Origin of the sequence: Streptomyces sp. NPDC005706 (assembly GCF_040631045.1) — a bacterium.
Classification (GTDB): Bacteria; Actinomycetota; Actinomycetes; order Streptomycetales; family Streptomycetaceae; genus Streptomyces.
Map to the genome: position 1 here is coordinate 127,292 of NZ_JBEXYS010000004.1, position 22,424 is coordinate 149,715.

Genomic DNA, 22,424 nt, shown 5'->3' on the forward strand with positions numbered 1-22,424 from the left:
AAAAGCAGTGCACCGAGCCTATCGCGCCGGTGATGGGGCTCCGTACCGGATTACCGTCGGCGGCGGGCGGAGTCGCGGGAAGCGATTGTACGGAATGAACACGGTTCAGTACGCTCCGTGTCCCATGCGAGGTCCTCAGCGTCCAGGCTCCCGCGCGGACGGCGATCCGCCCCTCGAACTCACCGCCTTCATCGGGCGTACGGCCGAACTCGGCGGGCTGGCCGAGGCGATGACGTCGTCCCGGCTGGTGACGGTGACCGGTGCCGGCGGGGTGGGGAAGTCCCGGCTCGCGCTCCGGGCGGCGCTGCGGACGGCGGCCGGGGACGGGGTGTCGCGGGTCGAGCTGGCGCCGGTCCAGGACCCGCTGTTCGTCGAGTACGCGGTGGCGGAGGCGCTGGGTCTGACCGACCACACCACGCGGCCGCTCCGCGAGTCGCTGCTCGGCCATCTCGCGGGCCGCCGCCTCCTGCTGGTGCTGGACGGGTTCGAGCATCTGGTGGAGGCCTGTGCCGAACTGGTGGCGGAGCTGCTCCGCGGGCTGCCGGAGCTGCGGGTGCTGGCCGTGGGACGGCGTCCGCTGGGGCTGGCGGGCGAGCGGCTGTTCCCGCTGGCGCCGCTCGGCACGGACGAAGCCGTGGAGCTGTTCGCCGACCGGGCCCGGCAGCACGGCGCCGAGGTGGACGACCGCCCCGCGGTTCGGGAGCTGTGCCTGCGTCTCGAGGGGATTCCGCTGGCGGTGGAGCTGGCCGCCGGGCGGCTGCGGGCGCTGTCCCCGGCCCAGTTGCTCGAGCGTCTCGACGACCGGTTCCGGCTGCTGACCGGTGGCGCCCGGGACGCCCTGCCGCGGCACCGGACGCTGCGCACGGCGATCGGCTGGAGCCATGAGCTGTGCACTCCGGCCGAGCGGCTGCTCTGGGCGCGGCTGTCGGTGTTCGCGGGGACCTTCGACCTGGACGCGGCCGAGTACGTGTGCAGCGGGGACGGGCTGCCCGCCGAGGACGTCCTGGACGTGCTGTCGGAACTGCTCGCCCAGTCGCTGGTGACCCGCGAGGAGACGGCGACGGGCCCCCGATACCGGATGCTGGACACCGTCCGGGCCTACGGCGCCGACTGGCTGGAGGCCGCCGGGGACACGGCCCGGCTGCGGCGGCGGCACCGCGACTGGTGCCTGGGCCTGGCCACGATGTGCGAGCTGGACTGGTTCTCGCCGCGGCAGCGGGAGGTGGCCGCGCGGGTCGAGGCGGAGCTGCCGAATCTGCGGGGCGCCCTGGAGTTCTGCCTCACCGAGCCGGAGGAGGCGCATCTGGGCCAGTACCTGGCGGGTTCGCTGTGGTTCTGCTGGGCGGGGTGCGGGCGGCTGTCGGAGGGGCGGCGCTGGCTGGAGCGCAGCGTGGAACTGGAGTCGGGGTACGAGCGGTCACGGCTGAAGGCGCTGTGGGTGCTCGGCTACGTGGCGATCCTCCAGGGCGACACCGTGCCGGCGCTTGCGGCGCTGCGGGAGTGCCGGGAGCAGGCGGAGCGGGTCGCGGACGGCACGGCGGTGGCGTACGCGGAGCACCGCGCGGGCTGTCTGGCACTGGTGACGGACGACATGGCGCGGGCGGAGCGGCTGCTGCGCTCGGCGCTCGGGCGGTACCAGGAGATCGGCGAGCTGAACAGCAACGTCCTGATGAGCCAGGTGGAGCTGGCGATGGCACGGGCGTTCCAGGGCGACCTGGCGGACGCGGTACGGCTGTGCGAGGACGTGCGCGAGGTGTGCGAGGACCACGGGGAGCACTGGGCCCGCTCGTACGCGCTGTACGTGCTGGCGTACGCGTCCTGGCGGGACGGGGAGCAGCACCGTGCGCGGGAGCTGCTCGTGGACTGCCTGGGCAGCGCGCACGCCTTCCACGACCTGCTCGGCTCGGTGCTGTCGCTGGAACTGCTGGCCCTGGTGACGGTGTCCGAGGGCGACCCGGCCGAGGCGGCGGTCCTCCAGGGCGCCGCGGGCCGGCTGTGGCCGTCGGTCGGGCTGCCGCTGTTCGGCTCGGTCCACTACAACGCCCCGCACGAGCTGTGCGAGGCGGCGGCCCGGCGGTCCCTCGGCGACGAGCGGTACGGGGAGCTGCTGACCGAGGGGGCCCGGCTGGACCGGGAGGCGGCCGTGGCCCGGGCGCTGGCACACGACGGGGTCCGGCCGCCGCACGGGGTGCCCTCCCCGCGCGGACCGCTGCCGCACGCGCGCGGGGAGGCCGGAAAACGCGAACCCGCCGCCTCCCGCACCCGTGAGGGCGGGGAGGCGGCGGGCGGAGTGCCTACGCCGTGACCGGGATCAGCGGGCGTAGTACTCGACGACGAGCTGCTCGTCGCAGATCACCGGGATCTCCTTGCGGTTCGGCTCACGGTCCAGGCGGAACGCCAGGGCCTTGAGGTTCACCTGCAGGTAGCGCGGGGTCTCACCGTCGGGGGCGAAGCCACCCTCACGGGCGACCTGGAAGAGCGTCTTGTCCTTGGAGCGGTCGCGGACCTGCACGACGTCGTCCGGACGGACACGGAAGGACGGCTTGTCGACCTTCTGGCCGTTGACCTGGATGTGGCCGTGGACGACCATCTGGCGGGCCTGGTAGATCGTGCGGGCGATGCCCGAACGCAGGACCAGCGCGTCGAGACGGCGCTCGAGCTCGATGATCAGGGCCTCACCGGTCTTGCCCTGGACCTTGGAGGCACGCTCGTAGGCGCGGACGAGCTGGCGCTCGGACACGTCGTACTGCGCGCGCAGACGCTGCTTCTCGAGCAGACGGACCTTGTAGTCCGAGTTCTGCTTGCGGCCGCGGCCGTGCTCACCCGGCGGGTAGGGGCGGGCCTCGAAGTACTTGACGGCCTTCGGGGTCAGCGCGATGCCGAGGGCACGCGACTTCTTGACCTTGGGGCGGGACTGGTTCGCCACTGTCTGTTTCTCTTTCCTGGTTTTCGGCTTGTCAGGGTTGAGGGAGGTCGCATCCGCAGCCGGGGAAACCCGCCGGGTCCGCTCGGGACCTGCCGGGCAGCCGCTCCCCTGATCTGGGCACATACGTGCAGCACGCGAGTGGCCCACCGACCGCTCCCGGGACTCCGGGTGGTGGTGGGCTGCCCGCGACACCGTTCGACGGTGCGCGACGCTCCTGGAGCCGGTCCTCGAAGGACCGGGTCTCCGGCTGGCTGTCCCGCTCTGACTGCGCGGGACTCAGCACTTCGGGGCAGTCTACAGGCTGCTCAGGACCGCTTGCGACCGAGGTGCTTGCGCGTCCACTCCACCGCGTCCGCGTACCGGGCCTCCGTGCCGTGCCGGGTCGGCGTGTAGTACTCGCGGTCCTTGAGGGCGTCGGGGGCGTACTGCTGCTGGGCGATGCCCTCGGGCAGGTCGTGCGGGTACACGTAGCCCTGGGCGTGGCCGAGCTTGGCCGCGCCCTTGTAGTGCCCGTCCCGCAGATGCGGCGGGACGGGGCCGGCCTGTCCCTTGCGGACGTCCTCCAGCGCGGCGCCGATCGCGGTGGTGGCGGCGTTGGACTTGGGGGCGAGCGCGAGGGCGATGGTGGCGTGGCTGAGGGTGAGGGCGGCCTCCGGGAAGCCGATCATGGCGACGGCCTGGGCGGCGGCGACCGCTGTGGGCAGGGCGTTCGGGTCGGCGAGGCCGATGTCCTCGCTCGCGGAGATCATCAGGCGGCGGGCGATGAAGCGGGGGTCCTCGCCGGCCTCGATCATGCGGGCCAGGTAGTGCAGCGCGGCGTCGACGTCGGAGCCGCGGATGGACTTGATCAGGGCGCTGGCGACATCGTAGTGCTGGTCGCCGTCGCGGTCGTACTTCACCGCGGCGCGGTCGACGGTCTGCTCGAGCGTCTGGAGGCTGATCTCGCTCTCGCCCTGGTCCAGGGCGGCCCCGGCGGCGGCCTCCAGCGCGGTCAGGGCGCGGCGGGCGTCGCCGCCGGCGATGCGCAGGAGGTGGTCGCAGGTGTCGCCGGGCAGGGCGACCGCGTCCCCCAGTCCGCGCTCGTCGGTGAGGGCCCGCTTCAGCAGCCCCCGGACGTCGTCGTCGGTGAGCGGTTCGAGGGTGAGCAGCAGGGAGCGGGACAGCAGCGGGGAGATCACCGAGAAGTAGGGGTTCTCGGTGGTCGCGGCGATCAGGGTCACCCAGCGGTTCTCGACCGCGGGGAGCAGGGAGTCCTGCTGGGCCTTGCTGAAGCGGTGGATCTCGTCGAGGAAGAGGACGGTCTCCTTGCCGAAAGCGCCGGTGGCGCGGCGGGCGCCGTCGATGACCGCGCGGACCTCCTTGACGCCCGCGGTGATGGCCGACAACTCGACGAAGCGCTTGTCGGTGGCCTTGGACACGACGTACGCGAGGGTCGTCTTGCCCGTGCCGGGCGGACCCCAGAGGATCACCGAGGACGGTCCGGCGGGTCCGCCCGCGCCCTCGCCCACCAGCCGGCGCAGTGGCGAGCCGGGCTTCAGCAGGTGCTGCTGGCCCACCACCTCGTCGAGGGTGCGCGGACGCATCCGCACCGCCAGCGGGCTGGCGGCGGGATCCTTCTCCTGGCGTTCTTCTGCTGCGGCGGTGAACAGGTCGGGCTCCACGCAGAAACCCTAAAACACCGCACCGACAGTCCCGTCTCAGGGCCGCCGTCCGACCGTCAGCCGGTCCAGAAGTCCCACCACCGGGTGAGCACCAGCATGCCGATGACGCCGACGTGCATGACCGGTACGACCCAGGTGAACTCGCCGAAGAAGGACTTGAGCCACCGCGGGGACGGCAGGAAGTCGTTGCGGACGTTGAACGAGGTCACGTACCAGAACATGACGATCGTGGCGACCCAGGCCAGCGAGCACCACAGGCAGAGCGCGTTGATCCGGTACAGGGACTGGAACTGCAGCCAGGTGCAGAAGGCGACGCCGAAGAGTGTGCCGAAGTTGAAGGTCAGCCAGTACCAGCGCGGGAAGCGGGCGCGTGCCAGCAGGCTCACGCCGACGCAGATGACGATGCCATAGCAGACCAGGCCGAGCATCGGGTTGGGGAAGCCGAAGACGGCGGCCTGCTTGCTCTCCATGACGCTGCCGCAGGACACGACCGGGTTGAGGCTGCAGCCGGGGGTGAACGTCTTGCCCGCGACCTTGGCCTCGAGGATCTTGAACTTGTCGAGGGTGATGACCCAGGCGGCCAGCAGCCCGGCGGCGCCGGTGATCACCAGCAGGATGGCGAAGGCGCGGCTGCCGCCCGCCGTGCGCGGTGCGCCGGCAGTCTGCCCGGACCCGGGCTCGCTGGAGACGTCCTTGACTGTCGTCTTGCTCATCACGCCGATTCCGTCACTCGAGAGGTGGGCCTTCTTCGGGCAAGCCTCATTCTGCCGCACGCGCGCGGGGCTTCACCGTTCGCTCCGCATAAGCATGTACGTATGACCGGGCCGGTGCGTTCGGCTGCCCGGCCCGGTGCGTACGGCTCCGGACAGCGGCCGCGCCGCCCATGGCAAAGGCGCCGGACACCCCCGTCGGGAGTGTCCGGCGCCCACGCGCGCGTGCGCTCAGCCGAGCCGCGACTCCAGCTCCGCCACGATCTCGTTCACGCCGACCGGCGTCTGCTCGCCGGACTCCAGGTCCTTGAGCTGCACGACGCCCTCGGCGAGATCCCGTTCGCCGGCGACGATCGCGTACCGGGCGCCGCTGCGGTTGGCGTTCTTCATGGCGCCCTTCAGGCCCTTGCCGCCGTAGGCGAAGTCCGCCGCGACCCCGATCCTGCGCAGCTCGGTGACCTTCGCGAACAGGACCCGGCGGGCCTCCTCGCCGAGCGGGACGGCGTAGACACTGGTCGTGGACGGCAGGTCGAGCGTGATGCCCTCGGCCTCCAGGGCGAGGACCGTGCGGTCGACGCCCAGGGCCCAGCCCACGGACGGCAGCGCGGGGCCGCCGATCATCTCGGACAGACCGTCGTAGCGGCCGCCGCCGCCCACCGCGGACTGGGAGCCGAGGCCGTCGTGCACGAACTCGAAGGTGGTCCGGGTGTAGTAGTCCAGGCCGCGGACCAGCTTCGGGTCGTTCTCGAAGACCACGCCCGCCGCGGTGAGCAGCTCGCGGACCTCCTCGTGGTACGCCTTGCAGGCGTCGCACAGGTAGTCGCGCAGCAGCGGCGCGCCGGTCAGCTGCTTCTGCACCGACTCGCGCTTGTCGTCCAGGACCCGGAGCGGGTTGATCTCGACGCGGCGGCGGGTGTCCTCGTCCAGGTCCAGGGCGCGCAGGAACTCCTGCAGCGCGGCCCGGTACACCGGCCGGCACTCCTTGTCGCCCAGGCTGTTGAGCAGGATGCGGAAGTCGCGCAGGCCGAGCGAGCGGTAGGCCTGGTCGGCCAGGATGATCAGCTCGGCGTCCAGCGCCGGGTCCTCGGCCCCGATCGCCTCGGCGCCGACCTGGGAGAAGTGCCGGTAGCGGCCCTTCTGCGGGCGCTCGTAGCGGTAGTACGAGCCGGAGTACCACAGCTTGACCGGGAGGTTGCCCGCCTTGTGCAGGTTGGCCTCCAGGGCGGCGCGCAGCACGGACGCCGTGCCCTCGGGGCGCAGGGCGAGCCGGTCGCCGCCCTTGGTCTCGAAGGCGTACATCTCCTTGGTGACGATGTCGGTGGACTCACCGACACCGCGCGCGAACAGCTCGACGTTCTCGAAGCCGGGGGTCTCGACGTAGCCGTAGCCGGAGTCGCGCAGCGGGGCCGCGATCGCCTCGCGGACCGCCAGGTAGGTGGCGGAGGCCGGCGGGATCAGGTCGTAGGTGCCCTTGGGGGCCTGGAAGGTGCTCACGGAAGTCTCTCGTCACATTCCTCGTCGGGGAGCCCGGAGGGCTCCCTGGCCGGCCGCCACCTGCCGCAGATAGGGGTTGGTGGCGCGCTCCTGGCCGATGGTCGTCTGGGGGCCGTGGCCGGACAGCACCACGGTGGAGTCCTCGAGCGGCAGGCACACACGGGCCAGCGAGTCGAGCAGGTCCTCCGTGGAGCCACCCGGCAGATCGGTGCGTCCGACGGAGCCGGCGAACAGCAGATCCCCGGAGAAGAAGACCGGCGGGATGTCCGCGGCCCCGGGCATCCGGAAGGTCACCGACCCCTTGGTATGGCCCGGTGCGTGCGCGACGGAGAACGTGAGACCGGCCAGCTCCAGCCGCGCGCCGTCGGTCAGCTCCCGGACGTCGTCCGGCTCGCCCACGGTCAGTTCGCCCAGGAGCGGCATGCCGAAGGAGCGGCCGAGCGCCTTCTCGGGATCGTTCATCATGTACCGGTCGCTCGGGTGGATCCAGGCCGGTACGTCGTGCGCGCCGCACACGGGGACGACCGAGGCCACGTGATCGATGTGGCCGTGGGTGAGGACGACGGCGACGGGCTTGAGCCGATGCTTCTTCAGCGCTTCCTCGACTCCGTCGGCGGCCTCGTGGCCCGGGTCGATGATCACGCACTCCTCACCGGCGGCGGGGGCGACGAGATAACAGTTCGTCCCCCAGGCCCCGGCGGGGAACCCGGCAATGAGCACGATCGTCCTTCGTTGTGTCGATACGGGAGGGCCTGCGAGCAGGCCGCCTGTGGTCCGGAAGCCTACCGGCGCTGCCGTTTCCTCAGCGAACCCATATACGGTACGGGGCTACACGCGGCCGTCGGCTCACAGGACGCACGCGTACCGTCGGCAACACGACACGCATGAGGAGAGAACCCGGTGGTCAGCCAGGAGCAGCGGCGGCGTCAGCTCGCCCGGGAGAAGTTCTTGCGGCAGCAGCAGCGGCGCACCAGCGCGCGGCACAAGGCACGCATGCGCAACTCCGTGATCGCGTCGGTGCTCGGCGTGGTCGTGATCGGCAGCGTCGCGCTGTACACGACCGGCGTGCTGAAGAACGACGACGACAAGAAGACCAGCGCCGGCGCGGACGTGTCGCCGAGCGCCTCGCCGAGCAGCAAGGCGCCGGACCCGTGCGGGAAGCCGGCGGCGGGCTCGGTGAAGAAGCTGAGCTGGAAGAAGGAGCCGGCGGTGACGATCGACACGTCGGCGAAGTACACGATGAAGCTCGCGACGACGTGCGGTGACGTCGACATGTCGCTGAAGGCGTCGGCGGCCCCGCACACGGTGAACTCGTTCTCCTTCCTCGCGGGCAAGGGCTACTTCGACCACACCAAGTGCCACCGGCTCACCCCCGAGGGCATCTTCGTGCTCCAGTGCGGCGACCCGACGGCCACCGGCAGCGGCGGACCGGGCTACACCATCCCGGACGAGAACCTCAAGGACAAGAGCCTGAAGGGCAACACCTACCCGGCCGGCACGGTCGCGATGGCGAACACCGGACAGAAGCACACCGGTGGCAGCCAGTTCTTCCTCGTCTACAAGGACAGCCCGCTGCCGCCCAGCTACACGCCGTTCGGGACGATCACCGAGTCGGGCATGAAGGTGCTCAAGAAGATCGCCCAGGCCGGTGCCCAGGCGGCCGACCCGACCACCGGGAACACCGCTCCGAACGCGACGGTCGTGATCGACAAGGCGACGGTCACCAAGTCCTGACCCGCCGGGAATCCCGGAGCGGCCGCCGGCGCAATTCGCCCGCGCTGGATGCGGACAGGTCACCCGCCGGTCGCCTATGTTGGCCGTGACGAAACTGTGGACGATGCCCGGGGGCGCTGAGGCCCCTCGCGGGCATCATGTGGAGGAGGCGCTGTGAGCAGCGACCCGTGGGGCCGCGTCGACGAGACGGGGACCGTGTACGTGCGTACGGCCGATGGCGAGCAGGTCGTCGGTTCCTGGGCGGCCGGCTCCCCTGAGGAGGCGCTTGCCTACTTCGAGCGCAAGTACGAGGGCCTGGTTGTCGAGATCGGCCTCCTCGAGAAGCGAGTCAAGACCACCGACCTGTCGGCGAAGGACGCCCGCACCGCGATCGACCACCTGCGCGAGCAGGTGGACGCGCACCACGCGGTGGGCGACCTCGACGCGCTGCGGACCCGCCTCGACAAGCTCGTGGAGACCGTCGAGGCCCGTCGTGAGGAGCGCAAGGCGCAGCGGGCCAAGCAGTCCGACGAGGCCCGCGGGGCCAAGGAGGACCTGGTCGCCGAGGCGGAGCGGCTCGCGCAGTCCGATCAGTGGCGGGCGGCCGGTGAGCGGCTTCGCGCCCTGGTGGACACCTGGAAGGGTCTGCCGCGGCTCGACCGCAAGTCGGACGACGAGCTGTGGCACCGCTTCTCGCACGCCCGGTCGGCGTTCTCCAAGCGGCGCAAGGCGCACTTCGCGCAGCTCGACGCGCAGCGCGAGGAGGCCCGCCTGACCAAGGAGCGGCTGGTCTCCGAGGCCGAGGCGCTGTCCGGTTCGACGGACTGGGGCGCGACGGCGGCCCGTTACCGCGATCTGATGACGGAGTGGAAGGCCGCGGGCCGCGCCCAGCGCGAGCACGAGGACGATCTGTGGAACCGCTTCCGCGGCGCCCAGGACGTGTTCTTCGCGGCCCGCAGCTCGGTCTTCGCCGAGCGGGACGCGGAGCAGGCCGAGAACCTGAAGCTGAAGGAGGAGCTGGCCGAGGAGGCCGAGAAGCTCCTGCCGATCTCGGACCTGAAGGGTTCGCGGGCGGCCTTCCGCTCGATCAACGAGCGCTGGGAGGCCATCGGGCATGTCCCGCGGGACGCGCGTCCGAAGGTCGAGGGCCGGATGCACACGGTCGAGCGGGCGCTGCAGGAGGCCGAGGAGGCCGAGTGGCGCCGGACGAACCCGGAGGCACGCGCGCGTGCCGCGGGTCTGACCGGCCAGCTCCAGGCCGCCGTGGACAAGCTGCGGGCGCAGATCGAGCATGCTCGCGCCCAGGGCAACAACGCCAGGGCCGACAAGCTGGAGCGGGAGCTGGAAGGCCGCCAGGCGCTTCTGGACCAGGCCCTGAAGGGCCTGCAGGAGTTCGGCGGCTGAGTACCCCACCGCACGGACGAGAGGGCCCCATACAGGCGTATGGGGCCCTCTCGTGTGTCCTGCTACGCCCGGCTGCGCGCCGAGGTCACGCGGTAGACGTCGTAGACCCCCTCCACGCCCCGCACGGCCTTGAGGACGTGACCGAGGTGCTTGGGGTCGCCCATCTCAAAGGTGAAGCGGGAGGTGGCCACCCGGTCGCGGGACGTCTGCACGGCCGCGGACAGGATGTTGACGTGCTGGTCGGACAGCACCCGGGTGACGTCCGACAGCAGCCGGGAGCGGTCCAGCGCCTCGACCTGGATGGCGACCAGGAAGACCGAGGACTGGGTGGGCGCCCACTCGACGTCGAGGATGCGCTCCGGCTCGCGGGACAGTGACTCGACGTTCACGCAGTCGCTGCGGTGAACCGATACACCGCTGCCGCGCGTGACGAAGCCGATGATCGGGTCGCCGGGTACGGGCGTGCAGCAGCGGGCCAGCTTGACCCACACGTCGTCGACGCCCTTGACGACGACTCCCGGGTCGGCGCTGGAGCGCCGCTTGCGGCCGCGGCCGCGGGCCGGCGGGACCGTCTCGTCGATCTCCTCGGTGGCGGCCTCCTCGCCGCCGAGGGCCTGCACCAGCTTCTGGACGATGTTCTGCGCGGAGACGTGGCCCTCGCCGATCGCCGCGTAGAGCGCGGAGATGTCCGAGTAGCGCATCTCGTGCGCGAGGGTGACCAGCGAGTCGCCGGTGAGGATGCGCTGGATGGGCAGGTTCTGCTTGCGCATGGCCCGCACGATGGCGTCCTTGCCCTGCTCGATCGCCTCGTCGCGGCGCTCCTTGGAGAACCAGGCCCGGATCTTGTTGCGGGCGCGCGGCGACTTGACGAAACCGAGCCAGTCGCGGGAGGGGCCGGCGCCGGGCGCCTTGGAGGTGAAGACCTCCACCAGGTCGCCGTTGTCCAGGGTGGACTCGAGCGGTACGAGCCTGCCGTTGACCCGTGCTCCTATGGTGCGGTGGCCGACCTCGGTGTGGACGGCGTACGCGAAGTCCACCGGCGTCGCCCCGGCCGGGAGCGCGATGACGTCGCCCTTCGGCGTGAAGACGAAGACCTCGTTGCGGGAGAGGTCGAAGCGCAGGGACTCCAGGAACTCGCCGGGGTCCTCGGTCTCCTTCTGCCAGTCCAGCAGCTGCCGCAGCCACGCCATGTCGTTGATGGCGTCCTTGTCCTTGCCGGAGGCCTTGGGCACGTCCGTGCGGACCTTGGAGGCGCCGGCGACGGCCTCCTGCTTGTACTTCCAGTGCGCGGCGATGCCGTACTCGGCGCGCCGGTGCATGTCGAAGGTGCGGATCTGCAGCTCGACGGGCTTGCCGTTGGGCCCGATGACCGTCGTGTGCAACGACTGGTACATGTTGAACTTCGGCATCGCGATGTAGTCCTTGAACCGGCCGGGCACCGGGTTCCATCGCGCGTGCACGGTGCCCAGGGCCGCGTAGCAGTCCCGGACCGTGTCGACAAGTACACGAATCCCCACCAGGTCGTAGATCTCCGCGAAGTCACGGCCGCGGACGATCATCTTCTGGTAGACGCTGTAGTAGTGCTTCGGACGGCCGGTGACGGTCGCCTTGATGCGCGCGGCGCGCAGATCGGACTGGACCTCGTCGGTCACTATGGCGAGGTACTCGTCGCGCTTCGGCGCCCGCTCGGCGACCAGCCGCACGATCTCGTCGTACATCTTGGGGTAGAGGATCGCGAAGGCGAGGTCCTCCAGCTCCCACTTGATGGTGTTCATGCCCAGCCGGTGTGCCAGCGGGGCGTAGATCTCCAGCGTCTCGCGCGCCTTCTTCTCCTGCTTCTCGCGCTTGAGGTAGCGCATGGTGCGCATGTTGTGCAGGCGGTCGGCGAGCTTGATGACCAGGACGCGCGGGTCCTTCGCCATCGCCACGACCATCTTGCGCACGGTCTCGGCCTGCGCGGCCTCGCCGAACTTGACCTTGTCCAGCTTGGTCACGCCGTCGACGAGCAGGGCGACCACGTCGCCGAAGTCGCGGCGCAGGTCCTCCAGGCCGTACTCGGTGTCCTCGACGGTGTCGTGCAGCAGCCCCGCCATGAGGGTGGCCGGGTCCATGCCCAGTTCGGCGAGGATGGTGGTGACGGCGAGCGGATGCGTGATGTACGGATCGCCGCTCTTGCGCTTCTGCCCCCGGTGCCAGCGCTCGGCGACCTGGTAGGCGCGCTCGATCTGGCGCAGCGTGGCGTTCTCGATCTTGGGGTCGTTGCTGCGCACTATCCGCAGCAGCGGCTCCAGGACGGGGTTGTACGGGTTCGCGCGCTGGACGCCGAGGCGGGCGAGGCGGGCGCGGACGCGGTTGGAGGAGCCGGAGCGGGCGGGCTGGCCGGCGGCGGGGCGCACAGGCGGGGCCGGCTTGGGGCGGGTGACCTCGGGCGTCTTCTCGACGGGCGCGGCCTGGGCGTGCTCGACCGCCCCGCGGGTGTCGTTCTTCGCGGACGACACGTTCCGCGCGGGCTTGGCCGTGGGCGCCGAGGCGGGCTCGGGCTTGGCGGCGGTCAGTGGCTGGGCCTCGTCTGGCAAGAGGACTCCTCGTGCGCGATCCGGGTCCCCCGGTCAGGCTCCGGAAACCCCATGGTAGCGATCCTGTGCCTTGTCATCGCCCGCAGGCCGCCGTCAGGACCGTCTACCCCTGAAACGCGAGGGACTCCCCCGGGATTCCTCGGTGATGACGTGGAGGGGAATCCGGGGGGCGAGAGGTGGCGGCATGACGAACGGCCGCCCCCGAAGACACCGGGGACGGCCGTTGCCGGCGCGGAGATGTCAGATCCGCAGGAGCGCCCTCAGCGGCGCCTCACCGAGCGCCGGCTCCAGGCGGTCCCGGCCGCTCAGGAAGCCCAGCTCCATGAGGACCGCGAGCCCCGAGACCTCGGCGCCCGCCCGCTGGATGAGCTGGATCGCGGCCTCGGCGGTGCCGCCCGTGGCCAGCACGTCGTCGACGATCAGCACCCGGTCGCCGGACGCCAGGTCCTCCGCGTGCACCTCGATCTCCGCCGAGCCGTACTCCAGGTCGTACGCCTGGCGCAGTGTCGCGCCCGGCAGCTTGCCCGCCTTGCGGACCGGGATGAAACCGAGGCCCGCGCGGACCGCGACCGGTGCGCCCAGGATGAAGCCCCGGGCCTCCAGTCCGACGACCTTGGTCGCGCCCGTCTCGGTGGCGATCGCGGCCAGCGCGTCGGTCAGCGCGGAGAACGCCGCCGGGTCCGCGAGCAGCGGGGTGATGTCCTTGAACATCACGCCCGGCTCGGGGTAGTCGGCCACGTCCCGGATGCGGCTGAGCAGCAGCGACGTGATGTCGGCGAGCTCGGTCATCGGCGCTTCCCCGAGGGCCGGCCGCGACCCCTGGTGCGGGAGGCGGGCTGGTTGCGGGGTCCCACCACGGCGGCTGCCGCGTCATCGTGCTCGTCACCCTCGCCCAGCCGCGCCGGCTCGGCCTCCTCGCCGGCGGCGGCCTGCGCGCGCTTGGCCATGACGCGCTTGCGGAGCGCCCTCATCGCCGGCTCGCGCTCCTTGAGATCGGCGACGAGCGGGGTGGCGATGAAGATCGAGGAGTACGCGCCGGCCGCGAGACCGACGAACAGCGACAGCGAGATGTCGTTCAGGGTGCCGGCCCCGAGGAAGCCACCGCCGATGAACAGCAGACCCGCCACCGGGAGCAGGGCGACCACCGTGGTGTTGATGGAACGCACCAGCGTGCCGTTGATCGACTGGTTGGCGATGTCGCTGTAGGTGAAGCGGGTCTGCTTCGTGATGCCCTTCGTCTGCTCCTTGAGGCTGTCGAAGACGACGACCGTGTCGTAGAGCGAGTAACCGAGGATCGTCAGCAGACCGATGACCGTGCCGGGCGTGACCTCGAAGCCCACCAGGGCGTAGATGCCGGTCGTGATGGTGATGTCGTGGATCAGCGCGACGAGGGCCGCGATGGCCATGCGCCACTCGAAGGCGATCGCCAGGTAGATCACGACGAGCACCATGAAGATCGCCAGGCCCTGCCAGGCCTTGCTGGCGATCTGCTCGCCCCAGCTCGGACCGACCAGGTCGGCGTTGAGCTTCTCGGGGTTGAGGTTCAGGTCCTTGGCCAGCGTCTGCTTGATCTGGTCGGACTTGTCGGTGTCGATGCCGGCGATCTGGATGCGCAGGCTGCCGTTGCCGAGCTTCTGCACGACGGCCTCGTGACCGGAGGCGTTCGTCGCGAACTCCTCCGCCTGGGCCACCGACGTGCTCATCTTCGTCGGCGTCGTGAAGACCGCGCCGCCCTGGAACTCGATGCCCATGTTCAGGCCGCGCACCGCCAGGCCGACGATGGCCGTGATGGTGATCAGGATGGAGACGCCGTACCAGATCTTGCGCTTGCCGACGAAGTCGTAGCTGATCTCGCCGCGGTGCAGTCGAGCGCCGAGGTTGCCGAGTTTCGACATCGCTCACGCCTCCTTCGGGTCGACAGGGCCGGCGGCGGGACCGGCGGGACGGCGGGTGCGGCGCAGCGGCGGCTTGGCACCCAGGCTCTTCGGGTCGAGACCGGACCACTTGTGGCCGTTCGCGAAGAACTTGCGACGGGCGAGCAGCGTCATCAGCGGCTTGGTGAACAGGAAGACGACGACCACGTCGAGCACGGTGGTCAGACCGAGCGTGAACGCGAAGCCCTGCACCTTGCCGACGGTCACGATGAACAGCACCGCGGCGGCGAGGAACGACACGAAGTCGGAGACCAGGATGGTGCGCCGGGCGCGCGGCCAGGCCCGCTCGACGGCGGGGCGCAGCGAGCGGCCCTCGCGGATCTCGTCCCGGATGCGTTCGAAGTACACGATGAACGAGTCCGCTGTGATACCGATGGCGACGATGGCACCGCAGACGGCCGGCAGGTTCAGCGCGAAGCCGATGGCCGGGCCGAGCAGCGCCATGATCACGTAGGTGAGGATCGCAGAGACCAGCAGGGACGCCATGGCGACGAGCGACAGGCCGCGGTAGTAGGCGATCAGGTAGATCACGACCAGGGCGAGGCCGATCGCGCCGGCGATCAGACCCGCGCGCAGCTGCTCACCGCCGAGCGCGGCGGTCACCGTGGTGACGGTCTCCTCCTTGAAGGAGAGCGGGAGCGCGCCGTAGGACAGCATGTTGGCGAGGTTCTGCGCCTCGTCCTGCGTGAAGCTGCCGGAGATCTCCGCCTGGCCGCCGGTGATGGCGTTCTGGACGTACGGGCTGGAGACGACCTCGCCGTCGAGGACGATGCCGAACTCGTTCTGCGGGCTCTGGTTCTTGGCCAGCTCGCCGGTGATGTTCGCGAACTTCTTCGAACCGGTGCCGGTGAAGGTCATCTGGACCTGCCAGCCGGAGGCGCCCTGGGTGTCGAAGATCGCCTGGGCCTTCTTCACCTCGGTGCCGTCCACGCCGGCCGGGCCGAGCAGGTACTTGTACCAGGTCTTGTCCCGCTGGCCGCAGGCCACGGTGGGCTCGCCGGGCTTGGCGTTGGTGCCGGCGTTGGCGCGCTCGGCGGGCTTGGCGCAGTTCAGGGCCGCGTACTGGGCCTGAAGCTTGGTGGTGTCCGCGTTGCCCGTGGCCGAGGCGGACGGGCTGGCGGAGGTCTTGGCGCCGGACGAGGCGCTCGGGGAGGACGAGCCCGACGGCGAGGCGTCGGCCTTCAGCGCGTCGGTGACCGCGCGGCCCTGGGAGGTGGCGGAGGCCGTCGGCGAGGCGGAGGAGGACGAGGACGCCTTCTCCTTGCTGGAGCCCGACGGGCTCGGCGAGGCACCGCCGCTGGAGGACGCGCTCGGTGAGGGGCTCGCCGGGGTGGCGCCGCTGGGCTCGCTGGCGAGCACCGGGCGGAAGTACAGCTTGGCGGTGGTGCCGACCTGCTGCTGGGCCTCCTTGGAGTTGGTGCCCTTGGGGATGTTCACGATGATGTGATCGCGCCCCTGGGTCTGCACCTCCGCCTCGGAGACACCCAGGCCGTTGACACGGCGGTTCATGATGTCGACCGCGGTGTCCATGTTGGCCTGGTTGATCGCGGACCCCTGGTCGGCCTTCGCCTTGAGCGTGATGCTCGTACCACCGGCGAGGTCGATGCCGAGGCGCGGTGTCGTGTGCCCGGAGGCGAACATCCCGCCGGTGAGCGCCACGATGGCGATCAAAATGAGGGCCAGCGAGCGCCCTGGCTTGCTCTGGGCGCTCGCGCTCCGGCCCCTCTTAGGTGCTGCCACCTTCTCGTACTCCCTCTCGGGCCGCCCCGCGCCGGGTCGGCGCGGTCAGCCATGACATGGTGTCGGGCTCCGTGCGTCGAACAGAAGCGCCCGGGGTGCGCGGGCGCGGCCGGGCCGCGCCGCACGCCCCGGGGGCGTGACTACTTCGCCTCGGAGTCGCCGTCGGTCTTCTTCGGCTCTTCGTCCGTCTTGGCCTCGGCGACCTCGGCGGCGTCGGTCCCGTCCTCGGCGACGTCCTTCTTGCCGAAGTCGACGGCCTTGTCGCCGGAGGCGGCGGCAGCGGCGGGCTCGCCGGGCTCGCCGGTCTCCGTGAGGGAGGAGGCGTCGTCCGGGACGACGTCGCCGTCGGCCTTCAGGTCGTGCTCGACGCCGTGGACGATGCGGTTGTACTCGTCGTCGGTGAGGACGGCGCCGATCGCGTTCTTGGCGAAGAGGAGGTCCACGCCGGGTCCGGCGTCGAGGAGGACCGTGTCCTCGCTGACCTCCTTGACCGTCGCGTACATGCCCCCGATCGTGCGGACGCCGGAGCCGGGCTGCATCTCATTGCGCATGCTCGCGGCCTGCTGCTGCTTCTTCTTGGCCGAGCGCGTCATCAGGAACATGGCCGCGATGAGCACAATGAACGGGAGAAGGGTCAAGGTATTCACGGGACGGGGTTTCCTTCGCGCGACCGCGCGGTGAGGGCGGCCTGTTGATGGGGGTGGGTCGGCGCCGCCCGCAAGGGCGGCATCGGCGGAGTCTAAGCGAGTCCGCGCGCATGGAACAACGCTCAGCATGGCACCTGGGTTCCTGCCCCCGCCATTGCCCTCGCCGTCACGCCCCGAACAGGTCCTGTTGTCCGTTTCCCCCGGTGGCCGTGCGGGGCGGGGTCAGACCGAGGTGTGCCCAGGCGGCCGGGGTGCCGACACGGCCGCGCGGGGTGCGGGCCAGCAGGCCCTCGCGGACCAGGAAGGGCTCGGCGACCTCCTCGACCGTCTCGCGTTCCTCCCCCACCGCGACGGCGAGCGTGGACAGGCCCACCGGACCGCCGCCGAACAGCTTCAGCAGCGCCTCCAGCACCGCCCGGTCGAGCCGGTCGAGGCCGCGCGCGTCCACTTCGTAGACGGCGAGCGCGGCCCCGGCGATCTCACGGGTGATCATGCCGTCGGCCTTGACCTGCGCGTAGTCCCGGACGCGGCGCAGCAGACGGTTGGCGATGCGGGGCGTGCCGCGGGAGCGGCCGGCGATCTCGGCGGCGCCGTCCGGCTCGATCCCGACGTCGAGCAGGCTCGCCGAGCGGTGCACGACGCGCTCCAGCTCGTGCGGCTCGTAGAACTCCATGTGCGCGGTGAAGCCGAAGCGGTCGCGCAGCGGGGGCGGCAGCAGGCCCGCGCGTGTGGTGGCGCCGACCAGGGTGAACGGGGGCAGCTCCAGGGGGATGGCGGTGGCGCCGGGGCCCTTGCCGACGATGACGTCGACGCGGAAGTCCTCCATGGCCATGTACAGCATCTCCTCGGCGGGCCGGGACATGCGGTGGATCTCGTCGAGGAAGAGGACCTCGCCCTCCTGGAGCGAGGAGAGGATCGCGGCGAGATCGCCTGCGTGCTGGATGGCGGGGCCTGAGGTGATGCGGATGGGGGCGCCCATCTCGGCCGCGATGATCATCGAAAGGGTGGTCTTGCCGAGGCCGGGGGCGCCGGAGAGCAGCACGTGGTCGGCGGTGGCGCCGCGCGCGCGTGCGGCGCGCAGGACGAGGTCGAGCTGTTCGCGGACCTTCTCCTGGCCGATGAACTCGTCGAGGTCCTTGGGGCGCAGGGCCGCCTCGACGGCCTGGTCCTCGCCGTCGGCGGCGGAGCCCACCAGCCGCTCGGGGGCGGCGGAGTCGGTCGTGTCGTCCCAGTTCATGTGGTGTGCCTCGGGGTGGAGTGGTCGGTCAGCGGGCGCGGTTCAGGGTCTGCAGCGCTGCCTTCAGCAGCTGACCCACCTGCGGGGTGCCGCCCGCGGCCTCGGCCTGGGGGGCCACGGCGGCGACGGCCTCGTCGGCCTCGCGGGTGGCGTACCCGAGGCCGATGAGGGCCGCGTGCAGCTGGTCGCGCCAGCCCTGGGTGACGGGTGCGCCCATCGCGGGGGCGCCGACCGGCTCGCCGAGGCGGTCCTTCAGCTCCAGCAGGAGCTTCTGGGCGCCCTTCTTGCCGATGCCGGGCACGGCGATGAGCGCTTTCTCGTCGGCGGTGGCGACGGCCCGGCGCAGCGCGTCCGGCGTGTGCACCGCGAGCATGGCCTGGGCGAGTCTCGGTCCGACCCCGCTGGCGGTCTGGAGCAGCTCGAAGACCTGGCGCTCGTCGTCGTCGGCGAATCCGTACAGCGTCAGGGAGTCCTCACGGACGACCAGGGAGGTGTGCAGCTTGGCGGGCCGGCCCTGGCGGAGCGTGGAGAGGGTGTTCGGCGTGCACTGGACGGCCATGCCGACGCCGCCCACCTCGATCACCGCCGCGTCGGGGGCGAGTGCGGCGACCGTGCCGCTGAGGAAGGCGATCATGCCGTACGGCCTTTCGTTGCGTGGGCCGAGTGCATCGCCACGGCCTGCTGGAGTCGGTTCTGCGCGGGGGCGCGCCAGATGTGGCAGATGGCGAGCGCGAGGGCGTCGGCGGCGTCGGCCGGTCTGGGCGGCGCGGAGAGCCGGAGCAGCCGGGTGACCATGGCGCCGACCTGCGCCTTGTCGGCGCGTCCGCTGCCGGTGACGGCGGCCTTGACCTCGCTGGGGGTGTGCAGGGCGACCGGGATGCCGCGGCGGGCGGCGCACAGCATGGCGACCGCGCTGGCCTGGGCGGTGCCCATCACCGTACGGACGTTGTGCTGGCTGAACACCCGCTCCACGGCGACGAATTCGGGCCGGTGCTCGTCCAGCCAGGCCTCGATGCCCTGCTCGACGGCGACCAGGCGCTGCCCCAGCTCGGCGTCCGCGGGCGTGCGTACGACACCGACGCCGATCATGGTGAGCGGACGTCCCGCGACTCCCTCGACGACACCGACACCGCACCGGGTCAGGCCGGGGTCCACCCCCAGTACGCGCACCGCGCCCTCCCCTTCTCTGCGGCTGGACCGCCGCCGCTCTCGCGGACGCGGCCGAGCACCATCGTGGTCGCTCGACCGACGGTTGCGGCCCGTGGACGGTGATCCACGGACGACGCCAGGCTAATCGCTGCCACTGACAACGGCGGCGGGCCGGCGGGACGCGTGTCCCTCCGGCCCGCCGGAAACCGCTCGGCACACGGCCGCGCTACGCGTCGACCTTCTCCATGATCTCGTCGCTGACGTCGAAGTTGGCGAAGACGTTCTGCACGTCGTCGCTGTCCTCGAGCGCGTCGATCAGCTTGAAGATCTTCTTGGCGCCCTCCTCGTCCAGCTCGACCTGGACGGACGGCACGAAGCTGGAGTCGGCGGAGTCGTAGTCGATCCCGGCCTCCTGGAGGGCGGTGCGGACCGCGACCATGTCGGTGGCCTCGCTGATGACCTCGAAGGTGTCGCCGAGGTCGTTGACCTCCTCGGCGCCCGCGTCCAGGACGGCGCCGAGGACGTCGTCCTCGGCCAGCTCGCCCTTGGGGACGATGACGACGCCCTTGCGGCTGAACATGTACGACACCGAGCCCGGGTCGGCCATGTTGCCGCCGTTGCGGGTCATGGCGACGCGCACGTCGGAGGCGGCGCGGTTGCGGTTGTCGGTGAGGCACTCGATGAGCACCGCGACACCGTTCGGGCCGTAACCCTCGTACATGATCGTCTCGTAGTCGGCGCCACCGGCCTCGAGACCACCGCCACGCTTGATCGCGGAGTCGATGTTCTTGTTGGGGACCGACTGCTTCTTGGCCTTCTGGACGGCGTCGTAGAGGGTCGGGTTGCCCTCGAGGTCGACGCCGCCCATGCGCGCCGCGACCTCGATGTTCTTGATCAGCTTCGCGAAGAGCTTGCCGCGCTTGGCGTCGATCACGGCCTTCTTGTGCTTCGTCGTAGCCCATTTAGAGTGGCCGGACATCTGCCTGTCTCCTTCGCGTAACCCATCTCTGCAACGAACTCCAGAGATCCTACAAGGACTCCGGTGTCCGGTTGGCGCGCACCATGTCGACGAAAAGCGCGTGCACGCGGTGGTCGCCGGTCAGTTCCGGGTGGAACGACGTGGCGAGCACGTTGCCCTGGCGGACCGCGACGATGTGGCCCTCGTGCTCGGCGAGCACCTCGGCCCCGGCGCCCACGGACTCCACCCAGGGAGCGCGGATGAAGACGCCCTCCACAGGATCGCCCGCGACACCCCGGACGTCGACCGCGGCCTCGAAGGACTCGTTCTGCCGTCCGAAGGCGTTGCGGCGCACGATCATGTCGATTCCGCCGATGGTCTCCTGGCCCGAGCGCGGGTCGAGGATCTTGTCGGCGAGCAGGATCATGCCGGCGCAGGTGCCGTAGACGGGCATGCCGTCGCGCACGCGCGCGCGGAGGGGTTCCATCACTCCGAAGAGGACGGCCAGCTTGGAGATGGTGGTCGACTCGCCGCCGGGCAGCACGAGGGCGTCGACCTCGGCGAGTTCCTCGGGGCGCCGCACCGGCCTGGCCACGGCGTCGGCCGCGGCCAGGGCGATGAGGTGCTCCCGTACGTCGCCCTGGAGTGCCAGGACGCCTATGACGGGGGTGTTCATGTGCCGCGTCGCCTTACCAGCCGCGGTTGGCGTAGCGCTCGGCCTCGGGCAGGGTGTCGCAGTTGATGCCGACCATGGCCTCGCCGAGGTTGCGGGAGGCGTCCGCGATGATCTTCGGGTCGTCGTAGAAGGTGGTGGCCTTCACGATGGCGGCGGCGCGCTTGGCCGGGTCGCCGGACTTGAAGATGCCGGAGCCGACGAAGACGCCCTCGGCGCCGAGCTGGCGCATCAGCGCGGCGTCGGCCGGGGTGGCCACACCGCCGGCGGAGAAGAGGACCACCGGGAGCTTGCCCAGCTCGGCGACCTCCTTGACGAGCTCGTAGGGGGCGCGCAGCTCCTTGGCGGCGGCGTACAGCTCGTGGTTGTCGAAGCCGCGCAGGCGGGCGATCTCGTTCTTGATCTGGCGCAGGTGGCGGACGGCCTCGACGACGTTGCCGGTGCCGGCCTCGCCCTTGGAGCGGATCATCGCGGCGCCCTCGGCGATGCGGCGCAGGGCCTCGCCCAGGTTGGTGGCGCCACAGACGAAGGGGGTGGTGAAGGACCACTTGTCGGAGTGGTTGACCTCGTCGGCCGGGGTGAGCACCTCGGACTCGTCGATGTAGTCGACGCCGAGGGACTGCAGGACCTGGGCCTCGACGAAGTGGCCGATGCGGGACTTGGCCATGACCGGGATCGAGACGGCGTCGATGATGCCCTCGATCATGTCCGGGTCGGACATGCGGGCCACGCCGCCGTCCTTGCGGATGTCGGCCGGGACCCGCTCCAGGGCCATGACGGCGACGGCGCCCGCGTCCTCAGCGATCTTCGCCTGCTCCGGCGTGACGACGTCCATGATCACGCCGCCCTTGAGCTGCTCGGCCATGCCGCGCTTCACACGGGCGGTGCCGGTCTCGGGAGCCTGGTTGTCGGTGGTGGACACGGGTGACCTCACTGAAGTGGAGAAGGGTGACTGCACGGACGAGGAAACGCGAGGCGACCAGTCCACAGCAAGGGCCAATGCCGACCCGGTGGATCGTTTTGTCCGGCGACGGGTCGCGGCGCCCGCTTCAGGCGGCCCGTTCCACCAGGGCCGCGGGCGGCTCGTCGTCCATCTCGAAGGCCAGCGGGAACGGGGCGTGGCCGGCCAGCCGGAACCAGCGCACCTTGCGGTGCTCGCGGAGCCTGCGGGCGGCCCCCACTGCGTCGTTGTGGAAGCGGCGGGCCATGGGCACCCGGCGTACCGCCTCGGCCAGCTCACGCGCCGCCTCGTCGCCGCCCGGGGCGTCCCGGACGACCTCGACCTGCCGCGGGTCCTCGAACACCGCGCGCAGGGCCTGGCTCAGCTCGCTCTCCGCGACCTCCCGCTGGTCCTCCTCCGCCTGCCGGGCGGCGTGCGCGGCCTCGTAGAGCACGATCGAGGCGGCGGGGTCGAGCACGCCCGAGGTGGCCAGTTCCTGGGTCACTGAGGCCCGCCGCAGCAGCTGGGCGTCCAGCGCGGCCCGCGCGGCGTCCATCCGCACGTGCAGCCGGTCCAGCCGCCCGGCCGTCCAGCTCAGATAGACACCGACGGCGACGAGGGCGAGGAAGATCCAGATGAGGGTTGCGGTCACGGGCGAAGGC

20 protein-coding genes are annotated in these 22,424 nt (G+C 71.0%); 3 read left to right on the forward strand and 17 right to left on the reverse strand.

The features are described 5' to 3' along the window. Positions 1-124 precede the first annotated feature (124 nt). The gene (locus ABZ478_RS09610; RefSeq protein ID WP_359546916.1) at positions 125-2,305 is read left to right on the forward strand and encodes an AAA family ATPase; all 2,181 of its coding nucleotides are present in this window, start codon (positions 125-127) and stop codon (positions 2,303-2,305) included. Between the two features lie 6 nt (positions 2,306-2,311). Here the strand turns inward: ABZ478_RS09610 and rpsD are convergent, their stop codons facing one another. From rpsD to ABZ478_RS09635, 5 genes are all read right to left on the reverse strand, one after another. Beyond that, complete coding sequence (gene rpsD / locus ABZ478_RS09615; protein WP_108957064.1) at positions 2,312-2,926, reverse strand: 30S ribosomal protein S4; 615 nt, start codon at positions 2,924-2,926, stop codon at positions 2,312-2,314. Between the two features lie 305 nt (positions 2,927-3,231). Then, positions 3,232-4,587: a replication-associated recombination protein A gene (locus ABZ478_RS09620; protein WP_359546918.1), complete on the reverse strand. Its 1,356-nt coding sequence runs from the start codon at positions 4,585-4,587 to the stop codon at positions 3,232-3,234. 56 nt (positions 4,588-4,643) lie between these two features. After that, positions 4,644-5,300 carry a vitamin K epoxide reductase family protein gene (locus ABZ478_RS09625; protein WP_358938210.1) on the reverse strand — a complete coding sequence of 219 codons (657 nt, stop codon included), beginning with the start codon at positions 5,298-5,300 and terminating at the stop codon, positions 4,644-4,646. A 228-nt stretch (positions 5,301-5,528) separates the two neighbouring features. Next, the gene (hisS, locus tag ABZ478_RS09630) at positions 5,529-6,791 is read right to left on the reverse strand and encodes a histidine--tRNA ligase (protein WP_359546920.1); all 1,263 of its coding nucleotides are present in this window, start codon (positions 6,789-6,791) and stop codon (positions 5,529-5,531) included. A gap of 12 nt (positions 6,792-6,803) precedes the next feature. Next, complete coding sequence (locus tag ABZ478_RS09635) at positions 6,804-7,511, reverse strand: MBL fold metallo-hydrolase (protein ID WP_359546922.1); 708 nt, start codon at positions 7,509-7,511, stop codon at positions 6,804-6,806. Between the two features lie 180 nt (positions 7,512-7,691). On the opposite strand from ABZ478_RS09635, the gene ABZ478_RS09640 reads away from it, so the two are divergent. After that, positions 7,692-8,525, forward strand: a complete 834-nt coding sequence (locus ABZ478_RS09640) for a peptidylprolyl isomerase (RefSeq protein WP_359546924.1) — start codon at positions 7,692-7,694, stop codon at positions 8,523-8,525. 153 nt (positions 8,526-8,678) lie between these two features. Next, entirely contained in the window at positions 8,679-9,908 is a 1,230-nt protein-coding gene (locus ABZ478_RS09645; protein ID WP_359546925.1) for a DUF349 domain-containing protein, read from the forward strand. A 62-nt stretch (positions 9,909-9,970) separates the two neighbouring features. On the opposite strand, the gene ABZ478_RS09650 is transcribed toward ABZ478_RS09645, so the two are convergent. The 12 genes from ABZ478_RS09650 to ABZ478_RS09705 form a co-directional block, all read right to left on the reverse strand. Further along, entirely contained in the window at positions 9,971-12,484 is a 2,514-nt protein-coding gene (locus ABZ478_RS09650; RefSeq protein WP_359546927.1) for a RelA/SpoT family protein, read from the reverse strand. 240 nt (positions 12,485-12,724) lie between these two features. Then, complete coding sequence (locus ABZ478_RS09655; protein ID WP_359546929.1) at positions 12,725-13,273, reverse strand: adenine phosphoribosyltransferase; 549 nt, start codon at positions 13,271-13,273, stop codon at positions 12,725-12,727. Continuing rightward, entirely contained in the window at positions 13,270-14,379 is a 1,110-nt protein-coding gene (secF, locus tag ABZ478_RS09660; RefSeq protein ID WP_359546930.1) for a protein translocase subunit SecF, read from the reverse strand. The genes ABZ478_RS09655 and secF overlap by 4 nt, the downstream gene beginning before the upstream one ends. A 3-nt stretch (positions 14,380-14,382) precedes the next feature. Beyond that, positions 14,383-16,158: a protein translocase subunit SecD gene (gene secD / locus ABZ478_RS09665; RefSeq protein WP_359546932.1), complete on the reverse strand. Its 1,776-nt coding sequence runs from the start codon at positions 16,156-16,158 to the stop codon at positions 14,383-14,385. 140 nt (positions 16,159-16,298) lie between these two features. Then, complete coding sequence (gene yajC, locus ABZ478_RS09670; RefSeq protein ID WP_359546934.1) at positions 16,299-16,805, reverse strand: preprotein translocase subunit YajC; 507 nt, start codon at positions 16,803-16,805, stop codon at positions 16,299-16,301. A gap of 166 nt (positions 16,806-16,971) precedes the next feature. Beyond that, positions 16,972-18,042 (reverse strand): Holliday junction branch migration DNA helicase RuvB, encoded by a 1,071-nt coding sequence (ruvB, locus tag ABZ478_RS09675; protein WP_359546936.1) that lies wholly within the window; start codon positions 18,040-18,042, stop codon positions 16,972-16,974. A gap of 28 nt (positions 18,043-18,070) precedes the next feature. Next, positions 18,071-18,676, reverse strand: a complete 606-nt coding sequence (ruvA, locus tag ABZ478_RS09680) for a Holliday junction branch migration protein RuvA (protein ID WP_359546938.1) — start codon at positions 18,674-18,676, stop codon at positions 18,071-18,073. Next, positions 18,673-19,212, reverse strand: coding sequence for a crossover junction endodeoxyribonuclease RuvC (ruvC, locus tag ABZ478_RS09685; protein ID WP_359546939.1), 540 nt, complete (start codon positions 19,210-19,212; stop codon positions 18,673-18,675). Before ruvC ends, ruvA begins: the two co-directional genes overlap by 4 nt. A 205-nt stretch (positions 19,213-19,417) precedes the next feature. Continuing rightward, positions 19,418-20,170: a YebC/PmpR family DNA-binding transcriptional regulator gene (locus ABZ478_RS09690; protein ID WP_359546940.1), complete on the reverse strand. Its 753-nt coding sequence runs from the start codon at positions 20,168-20,170 to the stop codon at positions 19,418-19,420. A gap of 49 nt (positions 20,171-20,219) precedes the next feature. Next, positions 20,220-20,825 (reverse strand): pyridoxal 5'-phosphate synthase glutaminase subunit PdxT, encoded by a 606-nt coding sequence (pdxT, locus tag ABZ478_RS09695; RefSeq protein ID WP_359546942.1) that lies wholly within the window; start codon positions 20,823-20,825, stop codon positions 20,220-20,222. 13 nt (positions 20,826-20,838) lie between these two features. Then, positions 20,839-21,744, reverse strand: coding sequence for a pyridoxal 5'-phosphate synthase lyase subunit PdxS (gene pdxS, locus ABZ478_RS09700; protein WP_358940158.1), 906 nt, complete (start codon positions 21,742-21,744; stop codon positions 20,839-20,841). Between the two features lie 127 nt (positions 21,745-21,871). After that, positions 21,872-22,414, reverse strand: coding sequence for a hypothetical protein (locus tag ABZ478_RS09705; RefSeq protein ID WP_359546944.1), 543 nt, complete (start codon positions 22,412-22,414; stop codon positions 21,872-21,874). Positions 22,415-22,424: the final 10 nt, after the last annotated feature.